Annotated in this window: 7 protein-coding genes; 3 read left to right on the forward strand and 4 right to left on the reverse strand. The window is 50.7% G+C overall.

Annotated features, from left to right (window positions below):
- Positions 1-27: 27 nt before the first annotated feature.
- The 3 genes from Pan241w_RS21255 to Pan241w_RS21265 all read left to right on the forward strand — a co-directional run bounded on the left by Pan241w_RS21255 (position 28) and on the right by Pan241w_RS21265 (position 7,031).
- On the forward strand, positions 28-1,515 hold the full coding sequence (locus Pan241w_RS21255; RefSeq protein WP_145219709.1) for an AAA family ATPase: 1,488 nt from the start codon (positions 28-30) through the stop codon (positions 1,513-1,515).
- A 612-nt stretch (positions 1,516-2,127) separates the two neighbouring features.
- Positions 2,128-2,721 (forward strand): hypothetical protein, encoded by a 594-nt coding sequence (locus tag Pan241w_RS21260; protein WP_145219711.1) that lies wholly within the window; start codon positions 2,128-2,130, stop codon positions 2,719-2,721.
- 83 nt (positions 2,722-2,804) lie between these two features.
- Positions 2,805-7,031, forward strand: a complete 4,227-nt coding sequence (locus Pan241w_RS21265) for a DUF7133 domain-containing protein (protein ID WP_145219713.1) — start codon at positions 2,805-2,807, stop codon at positions 7,029-7,031.
- Here Pan241w_RS21265 and Pan241w_RS21270 read toward each other — a convergent pair.
- Genes Pan241w_RS21270 through Pan241w_RS21285 form a run of 4 tightly spaced genes read right to left on the reverse strand, consistent with a single transcriptional unit; the run spans position 6,994 to position 13,050 of the window.
- A complete protein-coding gene (locus Pan241w_RS21270) occupies positions 6,994-8,352 on the reverse strand; it encodes a hypothetical protein (RefSeq protein WP_145219715.1) in 1,359 nt (452 codons plus the stop codon). The two genes, Pan241w_RS21265 and Pan241w_RS21270, sit on opposite strands and share 38 nt — an antisense overlap.
- Positions 8,353-8,402: 50 nt before the next feature.
- Positions 8,403-9,842, reverse strand: coding sequence for a prealbumin-like fold domain-containing protein (locus tag Pan241w_RS21275; RefSeq protein ID WP_145219717.1), 1,440 nt, complete (start codon positions 9,840-9,842; stop codon positions 8,403-8,405).
- 48 nt (positions 9,843-9,890) lie between these two features.
- Positions 9,891-11,348 carry a DUF1700 domain-containing protein gene (locus Pan241w_RS21280; RefSeq protein WP_145219719.1) on the reverse strand — a complete coding sequence of 486 codons (1,458 nt, stop codon included), beginning with the start codon at positions 11,346-11,348 and terminating at the stop codon, positions 9,891-9,893.
- 43 nt (positions 11,349-11,391) lie between these two features.
- Entirely contained in the window at positions 11,392-13,050 is a 1,659-nt protein-coding gene (locus Pan241w_RS21285) for a prealbumin-like fold domain-containing protein (protein ID WP_145219721.1), read from the reverse strand.
- Between the last annotated feature and the right edge of the window lie 33 nt (positions 13,051-13,083).

Raw genomic sequence — 13,083 nt, forward strand, 5'->3', positions numbered from 1 at the left:
GAACTGCCTGCTGAGGAATACACTTTTATGACCAATTCTCTGGAATTACTGATTCGCTCGGGAAATCCGTTCATCGCCATCGAAACGATGGACGAACCGCGCGCATTAAAAGTCATTCAGGGTATCGCACTGAAGTTAAAGAAACCGCTCTATGAATGGTCGACCACCGGCGGACTATGCCGGGTGGAAGGCGGCCGTTTAAAATCAGCCACCGTCCCGGGCGGCAAGCCTGAGCAGGCACTCAGTTTTATCCATCAGAATACCGACGAAGACATTTTTGTCTTCAAAGACCTCGGCGCGTACTGCCGGGACAGTGTGGTCAATCGTATGATGCGCGACCTGATGGAAACCTGCCGTACAAAAAAATCGACGTTCATCCTGATCGACGCCTTCCCGCTGCCTGACGAAATCAAACGTTTCACCGTCCGCTACGAACTGGGCTGGCCCACGACCGATGAACTCGCCGACGTCATCAAACAGACCTTCAACAAAATCAAAAAAAACAGTGACACGAAAATCACCGCTCGTCTGACCCGCCGAGATATGGAGCAACTGGTGCTGACTCTACGGGGACTGAGTTGCCACGAAGTCGAACGCGTCATCAGTTCCGCCATTCTGCAGGACAATGATCTCGACGCCAGCGATCTCCCACTGATCATCGAAGCCAAACGAACCCTGCTTGGTTCAACCGGCTGTCTCGAATCGATCGCCGTCGACGTCAAACCGGATGAAGTCGGCGGCCTGAATAAATTAAAAGACTGGCTGAAGCTCAGGCGGGGCGGCTTCTCCAGAAAAGCCCAGGAGTTTGGCCTCGAACCACCGCGAGGCGTTTTGATGCTGGGAGTTCCCGGCTCAGGGAAAAGTCTCTGTGCGAAGATGGTCGCGTCCGACTGGAATATGCCACTGCTCAGACTCGATCCGGGTATGCTCTATCAGAAATTTATCGGCGAAAGTGAAAGCCAGTTGCGGCAGGCGCTCTCACAGGCTGAGTCGATGGCGCCGGTGATTTTGTGGATCGATGAAATTGAAAAAGCGTTCGCCTCGGCTTCCGCTTCATCCTCTGACGGCGGATTATCCAAACGCATGTTTGGCACACTGCTCGCCTGGATGCAGGATCATCGCCATCCGATTTTCATCATCGCTACCGCCAATGACATCTCGGCACTCCCGCCGGAACTCATGCGCAAAGGACGCTTCGATGAAGTCTTTTTTGTCGACCTTCCCAGCGCTGCCGCCCGCGAACAGATTTTGAAAATTCATCTCCAGCGCCGCAAACGCGATCCCGACCAGTTTGACGTCCGCTCTCTGGCGGCAACAGCAGACGCCTTCACCGGCTCCGAACTGGAACAGGCTGTGATGTCCGGACTATTCGCCGCCTTTTCTGAAAACGCTGAACTGGAAGATCGTCACATCGCCTCCGAAATTCAGAAAACCAAACCGCTGGCCATCCTGATGAAAGAACGCATCGCAGAATTACGCCACTGGGCCAACAACAGATGTGTCCCCGCCGACTAATGTGGCCGATCGATTCTAGACGTCGATCCTCGTGTCACCCCACTGTATCGACGTGGTTTGATAGAGGTAAACAAAACGGTTTCACCAATCTCCTCGAAAGCGTGAATTATAATCGCTCCCACCAGACAGGCGGACTCGTGCATTCCGCCCTGCAATTCTGAGTAAGTGCGTCAGATAGAATTTGCACACTTCCCCTGCCACTTCCTGTTGCCTGCGGCAATCCCGAATTGCATTCGGGACCACCCAATCCTGCTTCTTTTTCGTGTGCTTTCGTGTTTTTCGTGGTAGTAAATTTTTCTGTGATCGTAATTAAAATAAATCCACCGGGTGACACTGTCGGCTGGCCCGACAGTGCGCGCAGAAACGGCTCTCCCCTTGATATCAATTCAAAACACAAGTATTTGAGAGGACATTGCAAACATCATTTTCCCGTTCAATAAATCAGACCCGCACGTTGTTTTTTTGCAACATGCATGTACAACATATTTCACTTTCGCAAAATTTCCGGCCAATTCCCATTTCTCGCAGCAACCAGTTGAAAATCCCTGTGAAATGCGGGACAATTAGGCATTATCGTATGCGCAAACTCCTTATTTCAATCTGAGGATATTTATGATCTCTCCCACCACTTACCGACGAGTAATCTATTCCGTCCTGGCCCTTTCTCTGGCCATCTATGCCTGCACCGTTGAGGCAGCTGAGAAAGACGAGAAAACAAACGAAGTCAAAATCAAAGACATCACTCTCAAAGTCCCCGCCACTTGGAAAAGTGCGCCCCCTTCCAATAACCTCCGTCTCGCGCAATTCGAAATTCCCGCAGTCAAAGGCGACAAAGAACCAGCCGAACTCGTGATCTCATCCTTCGGCGGAACCGGTGGTGGAGTCTCTGCCAACATCACTCGCTGGATCGGCCAGTTTGCCAGTGAAGGTCGTAAAGTCAAAGTCACTCAAGGCGAATCCAAAGATGGCAAATACGTCTTCGCCGACCTGACAGGAACCTACAACAAATCAATCGGCCCTCCATTCCTGCGTAAAACCAAAGCGGTTCCCGATTCCCAGATGCTGGGCGTGATTCTCGCAGTTGAAGGCAAAGCCTACTACTTCCTCAAATTGACCGGCCCCAAGAAAACCGTTTCGTCCGTTGCAGACGAATTCCGCGCTTCCTTCGGTGCCAACGCCAAAGAGGAAAAGCCATTCGAACAATAACGAATGGCTGATTTTTTATTTGGCACACGAATTATTTGAGTTTCTTTACAAACTTCCTCTCAATACTGAATCTGTCTAGCACCATGATCAGCCAGCGCATCCATTTATTCGGACTCAGGGGCATTCTGTCCCTGAGTGCTTTTTTACTTGCATGTCTCTTTCTCACCATCGCCGGGAGAAACCTGTCGGCTGAAGAGATTGATCCCGAAGAAGATGATTATCCGCCGGGACTGCTGGCAACATATCAAGCGGGTGATAAACGTGTGCAACGCATCGACCCGGACATCGCCTTTGATTGGGGCAAACAGGCACCTCTGCCACAGCTCCCCTCAGGTAAATTCTCCGTGAAGTGGAACAGTCTGATCCTGTTGAAAAAACCTGCGAAGTATCAGATTTCCGCATACATCCAGGGGGAAGTGAAAGTCGAACTTGACGGCAAAACGGTTCTTGAAGGAAAACGCGATACTCCCGGCTGGCTCATTGGCCCAAAATTCGACCAAAGCTTCGGCGAATTCGAACTGCAGGTCTCCTATGAAAAAACATCACCCCAGGCACGCGTGCAACTGTTCTGGTCTTCCAATCAGTTTGGACTGGAACCGATTCCGGCAAATCTGCTCTATCGGGAAGAAGGAAACCCGGAAGTCGCCCAGATCTGGCGCGGGCGCACTCACTTCGACGCCCATCGCTGCAACCGCTGTCACCAGCGCGATGATCAGCTCACCAGCCCCGCTGCACCTGACCTGACGCATGTCACCACCGCATTGAATCCAGAATGGCTGCTCCGCAAAATTCAAAACGACGACTCTGTCGCCGCGCACGCCAAAATGCCTTTCTTCGGCTTTGACAAGCAGCAAGCGGAAGCCATCGCCGCGTATCTCTATGCGAACACAAAAACCGCATCCCTCAAGAAAATCCCGGCTGCGAAAAAAGACAAAAAAACAAAGCAAGCCCCCACACGCGACGAAGAACGACGCGAAGGGGAAATTCTGATGCGTTCGGTTGGCTGTCTGGCCTGCCATACAATTGACGGCAAAGGTAACCAGCAACCCTTCAGCGGCGGCGATCTGAGCAGTATCGGCGACAAACGCGATGCAAACTGGCTGTATAACTGGCTCACTGATCCCGGGAAGCTCAACAAAGATCATCGCATGCCGGTCATCAAACTCAGCACCACCGAACGACGCCAGCTCGCCTTTGCACTCTCCGAGTTGAAACAGGCTAAGCTTGCAACCGGTAAGAAACCAGCCACCGATAAGAAGATCATCGCCGCCGGCAAAAAACTGATCACCCAGGCTCGTTGTGCCGCCTGCCACACGATTCCCGGCATCGACAAACCGACACAGCAAATCGCCGATCTCTCCCAAACAGTCACCAACTGGGATAACTCCTGCCTGGCAGAAACACCCGATCTCAAACAGGGCCGTCCCGCGTATCGCACCATCGACCGCGACGCCGTCAAAGCGTATCTCAAATCCAGCTTGAATGCCCCTTCACCGGAAAATGATTTCGACCGCGGCCGCTACGTCCTCGAACAGCGCAACTGCATTTACTGTCACGAACGGGACAAGCACGAAGGCATCACCCAGATCGCCGGTCAAATAGCAAAGTTCGACCCCGCCCTCGCCGGTCAGAGCGAAGGTATGATTCCCCCGGCGCTCACCGCCGTCGGCGACAAACTCAATCACGAGGCCCTTTCCGAAGCCGTCAGCGGCGAACAGAAAACCATCCGCATGCCCTGGCTACGTGTCCGCATGCCCCGCTTCCAGCATACCAAAGCTGACAAACAGGCGCTGCTCAATTATCTCGTCGCCCATGATCTGGTTCCCGACGACGGCCCACGCCAACCCGATTTCATGATCGACTCTTCCGATCAAAACCGCGCCCAACTGCTCATCGCCGGCCAGACCATCACCGGCGCGAAAGGCTTCAGCTGTATTTCGTGTCACGTCCTGGGTGAATACAAACCCCGTAACGTCGCGCTCGGCACACGCGGTTCCGACCTGCTGATGCTGGGCAAACGGATGCGCAAAGAATACTTCCTCCGCTGGGTACATAATCCACTGCGCATCGTACCCGGCATGGAGATGCCCGCGCTGAAGAAAAGCGTTCCGAAAGTTCTGGGCGGCGATATCAATCGTCAGCTGGATGCGATCTGGCTCGGCCTGAATGACCCCAAGTTTAAAGTTCCCACCAATCCTTCGGTCGTCGAACAGTTCTTCACCGTTGCAGCCGGCGAACCCGCGCGAATTGTGCGCGATGTCTTTACCAATCCCAAAGAAACCGGCGGCGGCTATGTACCTCGTGCATTCGCGATGGGCTTTGACAATGGACACAACCTGCTGTTCGACCTTGATCAATTCTCGATCGTGCAATGGACACTGGGTGACTTAGCCCGCCAGCGCACCGAAGGCAAAAGCTGGTACTGGGACATGGCTGGCTCGCCGATTATCTCAGGCTACGAACGCGGTCAGGAATTTGCACTCACCAAAACCGGCAAAGAACCAAAGTCCGTGATTTATCCTCACGTCCAGAACAGCAGAGCAGGCACGCTGCGCAGCTACGAATCAAATGGAAATCAGATTACACTGAATTATGAACTCACCTTCAAAATGGGTGATAAAAACAGAACCGTTGCTGTCGCAGATACGTTCCAGACACTTCCGGGAACAGAAAATCAGACTGGTTTGCAGCGAACCATTAAAGCCACCAATGTGCCCGAAGGCTACGATCTGTATGTCGGACGCCCGCGTTTCTCCCAAAGTATCGGCGAGCCCCAGATCACCGACCCGGCTCATCCCGATGCAAAATGGATGCACATCTCTGACAACAATTCTCACGAATACACCAAAACAAAGAGCGGCTCGTCTGAAACCGTTTCACTGACACTCGATTACCTCTGCAATCTCAAAGCAGATGCGTTACAGGTTAAAATCAAACCCACGCTCAAATCGGATCAGCAATCCGTCACCAGTGCCCCCGGCTTTGACGGCGTGCGACTTCCCCTTGATGGGAAAATCATGCCCACCGCCCTCGCCTGGCGCGACGACGGCACACTGATCTTTACCTCCCTCAAAGGGGACGTTTATCTGGCCAAAGACACCAACGGCGACGGCATTGAAGATGAACTGACCCTTTTCGAAGAAGGACTCTCTGCTCCGTTCGGCATCATCGCCGACGGCTCCGATATTATCGTTTCCCATAAACCGGAAGTCATCCGACTCTCCGACACGAACGGCGACGGCCGAGCCGACCAGCGCACGATCGTCGCCACCGGCTGGGGCTTTAACGACAACTATCACGACTGGGCCACCGGCTGCATTCGTGACAGTCAGGGCAATCTCTATGTCGGCTTGGGCAGCGATTATGCCCAGATGAAACGCCCCGACGACCAGATTCACTGGCGGGGGAAGATTCTCAAAATCACCTATAACGGCAATATCGAAGTCGTTGGAAACGCCTTCCGGTATCCGACGGGCCTCGCAATCAACTCCCAAGACGAAATCTATATTTCCGATCAACAGGGCGTGCAAAACACCTTCAACGAGATCAACTTACTGATGCCCGGCAAAGCCTACGGCGTGCCCAGCCAATCCGATCTGCGCAATAAAGAAAATCTAAAAGAGACCCGCGCCGCCATTCAGGTCCCCCACCCCTGGACCCGCAGCGTCAACGGCTTAACCTGCATTCCCAAACAATTCCCGTATGCCAGCCTGTTCGATCAAGGGCTCGGCTGCGAATACAATCAGCGATTCCTGATCCGCTTCTCGACGCAAAAAGTCGGCGATTCCGTTCAAGGCGCGACCTACTACTTCACCCGTGCCGACGTACCCCCCGATGAGCATAACTTCGCGGGCCCCATGTCGGTCGCCGTCAGCCCCAAGGGCGACATCTACGTCGGCAGCATTCACGATAGCGGCTGGCTCGGCGGACAGAACACCGGTTCGATCACCAAACTGACCCCCAACGGCAAACTGCCGAACGGCATCAAGGAACTCCGCGCGACACCCGACGGTTTCGAAATCGAATTCTTCCAGCCCGTCGATGCGAAGAAAGCAGCCGACAAGGATGCGTATACGATCGCCGGCTACACCCGCGTCTGGAGCGGCAGCTACGCCAGCCCCGACAGCGGCCGATATAAAGTTGAAGTGGAAGACGTCACCGTTTCAGATGACAAGAAAACGGTCCACCTGAAGGTCAACGAACTCAAAGAAAAGTTCGTCTACGAAGTCAACTGCCAGCAGATCGGTAAACCGGGCACAAAACTCTTCCCCGTTACTGGGCACTATTCAATGAATCGGATTCCAGAGTAATCGGGAACAGGTCGGGGATGTTGATTTCCCAGACATTGGGTTGATCTTCTGTCGCTGCATAGGTCTTATGAGTTGACCTGTCTGGTATGAATCCATGAATCTCTTTCAGCTCGGTAGGCGTTTTATTAACTACCAAAACGGGATCGATCGAGAGTTTCTCAAAGGGAAAAATAATTGAACCCTGTCCTGGTAACAAAAAGCTGATTGTTTCCAGTTGGCCTTTGCTAAATCGTACACCTTTTGTGCTGCTGAGTGAATTGATCTCAGTGATTTTACTGAGTTCATGTTGCGCGATCAGATAGATTGTCGGCGGACCATACCTGCCTTGCAGGATTTCAACCGTCGGATGCCAGTCCAGCTGCTGTTCTTCAATCTTTTTAATGCTCCCGTCTGCAGCCAGCGGACAGGGAGCCGCCCGCTGATTTTCCACATCAATCAGGTAAACATTTCCGTCGGATTCCTGTTCCAGGTCATGGCTGTAGACCCATTGACGTCCTTGGACCTCCTGATAGGACTTTAATTCAAATTGTTCTGATACGTTGGATGAAATACTCACTCGATACCGAAAGTCACAAAGCAGATAATATTTTTCCTCAGGCATGTTCTTCCAGTTCACCTGAAACTCTACTTCCACCTCCTGTGGAGCATGCGCCGGACAGACGATGGTCTCTTCATATTTTCGCCCCGGAATCGTGGTAATCTGAAATGTACTAACAGACTCTCCCCAAGGGGCATTGAAAGTCACATCATACCTTCCCCAAGGCAGCTTCCCAAAATCCAGTTTTCCCGTTTTGTCACTGACGGCGTCAACCGTAAAGATTTGTTGATTGCCTTCATATTTCGCCAGATTCCCTTTAAAACCAGCTGCCGGTTTTCCGCCTTCCCTTTCCTGTACCAGTTGAAACAGGATCCCGTGCAGATCCCCTGTCGCCTCCGCATCTGAATTCTCCTGTGCCAGTTTGAACTGCTCCAGCATCTGCAGATTGAACGCTCGACTTTCCTGCATCATCGTCCAGGCAATCCCCACCACAGCAATGCAACACACCGCCATCACAGCAGATATTCCGGTCATAATGCGTTGAGACATGATTCTCTCCTTCATTGCGTCCAGCCAAAGCTGACGGGCGATTTTGATCGGATCGCCGAATTGATTGAGCACGCGTTGTTTTGCTGTCGACTCATCCGAATTTTTCAATAACTCTCGATTCAATGCACAAGCAAAGTGATCACTGAGCTCATCGATAATATCCTGCCGGAGCGACGACGGTTCATCATCGCGTTCGGGCGGAAAATCGTCGATGCTGATCTCAGGCCAGGTCACTTGTGACTCCTCAAATTTGATCTATATCAAATAGACATGATACTGACAGCTTAAAATCTCCTAGAACCGGATTTTTGAGTAATCGGATCGACATCAGGAACAATGATTTTCCAGACATTGGGTTCTTCCGTCGTCGCCTTATAAGCAGAGATCAACCGACTAGCCTGGAACGCATAAATCATCTTTGCTGCGCTACTATCTTTCTTTTCCAGTATCTTTAAAAGCCGTGGTTCCACTTTGAATTTTTCGAACGGAGAAACAAACATTCCCATCCCCGGATAAGCGTATGTTTTCAAATCCATTCCATTTGGATCACTAGATATTAATCCGATGGTTTTGATGGAATTCAGTTCAGATAATTTTGACAGTTGGCTCTTCCGAATCAAGTAGATGGTGGGGGGCATATACTCTCCCTGCAGCGCTTCGACAGTCGACTTCCAAACCAGATCCTGAAACTCAAGGTTTTCGAAATGAACGTCTTCCGAGAGCGGACAGGGGGTGGCTTGATAATTCTTGACGTCGATCAGATAAACGCCTCTTTCTGCAGGAATCGTCAGATTATGCCGATAGCTCCAGGTATGGTTTTGAATGGTTCGCCGAGAGCTCAAATTGTATTGTCTGTGATTGAATCCATAGGAGATACTGAAGTGACGAAAATCGCATACGAGAAACATCTCCTCGCCAGCCGGTATGCCTTGCCAGTCAACTTGAAATTCCACCGGCACTTTCCGTGGAACCGCTGTCGGGCAGAAAATCGTCTCTGTAAACGCACGTCCTGGTATCGTGGTAATCTTAAGTGAAAAGATTTCCTCATTCCAGGGAGCACTCAAATTCACATTATAAGTCCCCCAAGGCAGGTTGCCAAAATCCAATTTGCCTGATTCATCACTGACTGCGTCGACGATAAATACTTTTTGTTTGCCGTCAACTTTCGACAGAGTCCCTTTAAAACCGGCCGCCGGTTTTCCGCCTTGCTTCTCTTCGACTAACTGAAAGTAAATGGGGTGCATTTTTTCCGAACTGGAATTGGCCTCGGCGATTTGTTTCTGCATCATGACTTCCAGTTGGTTGAGAAACTGGGGGTCCATTTTTGTTGTCGCTACAGGTAAGGGGCGATCCGCCATTGCTGCCATTTGAGCCAGCATTTTCTGATTGATGGACTGACTTTCCTGAAATAGCATCCAGGCAATTCCCACCACAGCCAGACAACACACCGCCATCACGGCTGAAATACCAGTCATAATACGCTGAGACATAATTTTCTCCTTCATCGCGTCCAGCCAGAGTTGGCGGGCGATTTTGATGGGGTCGCCGAATTGAGTTAATACGCGTTGTTTTGCTGTCTGCTCATCCGGATTCTTTAATAACTCTCGATTCAAGGCACAAGCAAAGTGATCGCTGAGTTCATCGATGATATCCTGCCGGAGCGACGACGGTTCATCATCGCGTTCGGGCGGAAAATCGTCGATGCTGATCTCAGGCCAGGCCACCTGGTACTCCTCAATATTTCATTATCACGCAAACTATTTAACATCCCGTCAGAAAATTCCTTGACCTCCACCTGGAGTTCCTTTGGGGATGATGTAATCTTTCAGATCCGGCAGTTTGATTTTCCAGAGGTTCTTTTCGCCTTTAATTGCCGTGAATTCCAACCGCTTCGATAATTCTAAACCACTTGCATACAATGTATGGCCTCCCTCCGGCCGCACTTTCACTTGCGTCCAAGGAGGCGGATGATTCTGGAAGGGAATGATCAGGAACGAGTTGCCTTCGATTCCGCCGAATCTGGTTGCTCCTCCTACCATAGCACGATACTGCAGACTGTAGGAACCTGCCGCAGTTCGGGACTTGTTTAACGACTGAAAGGCGGGTATGCGGTTCATTTGGGCGAGATTCTGCAGGTCTTTCTTCTGAAACAGCATCAGATCGGGCAAAACATGTTTTCCCTGCCTCATTCTAGTCGAAGAAGATAAAGCCAACTGTTTTAAATCAATGTCTTCGTACTCTCCATCTTTGTTGACAGGACAGACCCCGATCATATTCTCGTTGTTGATGAGATAAACGCCGCTTTTATCTTCAGTCCAGTTTTGTCTGTAAATCCACTTTTCACCATGAATCAACCTGCTACTCTCAACCTGCCGGTTTCCGTCAGATGAATTACGAAAGTCGCAAATGAGAAACCAGTCTTCAGTATTAATTCCGTCAGGCCAGTCCAAATGAAATCGAACGGATACGACTTCCGGAATCTCGGTCGGACAGATAATTTTCTGTGTCGTATCACGACCGGGAATCACAGTCACGCTCTGGTGATGATATTCTCCCCACGGGGATTTCAAAGTCAGCTGATATTTTCCCCAGGGTAATTTTCCGTAATCAAGCACTCCCTTCCCATTACTGACGGCTTCCAGTGTGAAGGTTTCTGAACGATCGCCAATTTTAGTGAGTGTGCCGACATACTTGTTGGGCGGTTTTTCATCGTTGTCGTCGGCAACCAGTTGAAATGAAAGCTGATTCATTCCAACAGAAACAGTATCCGGCTCGACCGTCCGATTTTGATTCAATTGCTCCAGTTGCTTCAGAATCTGCTGATTCACTGCGTCAGTGGTCACCGGCTCTGGTCGATCCGCGATTTCGGCCATTTGCGCCATCATCCGGGCATTGAAATCCTGACTCTCTTTCATCATTGACCAGACCAGCCCGACCACAATGAAGCCACACAAAGCCATCACGACAGAAACGCCGGTCATAATACGTTGCGACATAATCTTCTCCTGCATGGCCTCCAGCCAGAGTTGACGAGCGATTTTGATGGGATCACCAAATTGATTTAATACGCGTTGTTTTGCTGTCTGCTCATCCGGATTTTTCAATAACTCTCGATTCAAAGCACAAGCAAAGTGGTCGCTGAGTTCATCGATAATATCCTGCCGGAGCGACGACGGTTCATCGTCGCGCTCGGGAGGAAAATCGTCGATGCTGATCTCAGGCCAGGTCACTCGGTACTCCAGTTTCTGTTCTTAGATTGTGTCAGCGAGAAGATTAGAAGAAACCTTGACCGGCACCGTTAACACCAATCACACCGCTTCTACCAACCTCTTCGGGGCGGGTTAGTTGTTCCAGTTTGATGACAGGGATGGTCCAGAGATTGTTCTGGTCCTCGAGCGCGGAAAAATTGAGCCAGTTCGGATATTGCATTCCTTCGGCCACTTTCGGGAGCGGATCGAAAGGACCTACATCCTTCAGAGCATTCGGATTTTGAAATGGTGCCACGAACATGGTGGCAGAAGCGGAGCTAAGCCCCCCTGTAAAACCATGCTCCGGCTGAAGTCGACTTAATTGATCAAAGATCATCATCGTGGTTCTGAACTTGTCTAAAACAGCATATCTGCGATCGAAATTTACTTCAGAGAGCCGCCCCAATTCGGTTTTGGGGATGAGATAGACGATGGATAAGGCATAGCCTTCACCCGCGGTCAGGTTGACCGAAGATTGCCAGTCGACCGTTGCCAGATCGACATTTTTCAATTCCCCCTTTTGGTCTAACGGACATAGGCTGACCTGGTTATCACCGTTAATCAGGACGACCGATGACTGTTGATCAAGGGGAATCGATTTCTCGTTCCAGATTTGATTACCAACTTTTCGATATAATGAACCAGGCGCTCCTCCGCCAGATCCTCGTCTACGATAATCACAGATGACAACCCACTCATCTGCTTTCAATTGGTCCGGCCAATTGAGTTCAAACTGCACAGGTACAGGCGGTGCTGCTGTCGCGGGACAGATAACCGTCTCAGAATAATTTCGTCCGGGTACTGTTGAGATATTAGTAGAGAGCTGGTCCCCCCAGGGGGCCGACAAATAGAGTTCGTATTTCCCCCAGGGAAGATTCCCGAAATCGAGTACTCCCTTCTTGTCACTGACTTCTTTCAAAGAAAAGGAATCGGTTTTCGCCCCACTTTTCACCAACTTACCAGAAAAGCCGACCGCCGGCGTTTTTTCTTTGTTATCCTGAACCAGTTGAATAGAAATCTGATTCATGCCTTCTGAAGCTGCTCCACCTTGAGCTGTCTGCTTTTGATTCAACTGTTCTAGTTGTTTTAGAATCTGCTGGTTGATGTTGGCGGCCGCGGCGGGCTTTGATTCCATGCCAAAGCCTCCCTCCATCATCGCTCCACCATGCATTCCTTCAAACCCTTCCATTCCCATCTCACCCATAGACCGTGATGGTTGTTGCGATTCTGTCAGAATTCGAAGCTCGCGGACAATGGCTTCATTTGTCTTCTGCAGGCTTTTTACCACTGTCGAATCCGCCTGCGGCCGATCCGCGATGACCGCCAGTTGTTCGAGCAACTGATGATTGACCAACTGATTCTCTTTCATCATCAACCAGCCAAAGACGACTACCAGGATGCAACACGCCGCCATGACAGCAGAAATACCGGTCATAATACGTTGAGACATGATTTTCTCCTTCATTGCGTCGAGCCAGAGTTGGCGGGCAATTTTGATGGGATCGCCGAATTGATTTAAGACACGTTGTTTTGCTGTCAGTTCGTCTGGATTCTTCAATAATTCTCGATTCAAAGCGCACGCAAAGTGATCGGTGAGTTCATCGATAATATCCTGCCTGAGCGATGAGGGTTCATCGTCACGCTTCGAGGGAAAATCGTCGATGCTAATCTCAGGCCAGGCCACATTGATATTCCTGAAAAGAGAGGACAATTATGG

Origin of the sequence: Gimesia alba (genome assembly GCF_007744675.1) — a bacterium.
Taxonomy (GTDB): domain Bacteria; phylum Planctomycetota; class Planctomycetia; order Planctomycetales; family Planctomycetaceae; genus Gimesia; species Gimesia alba.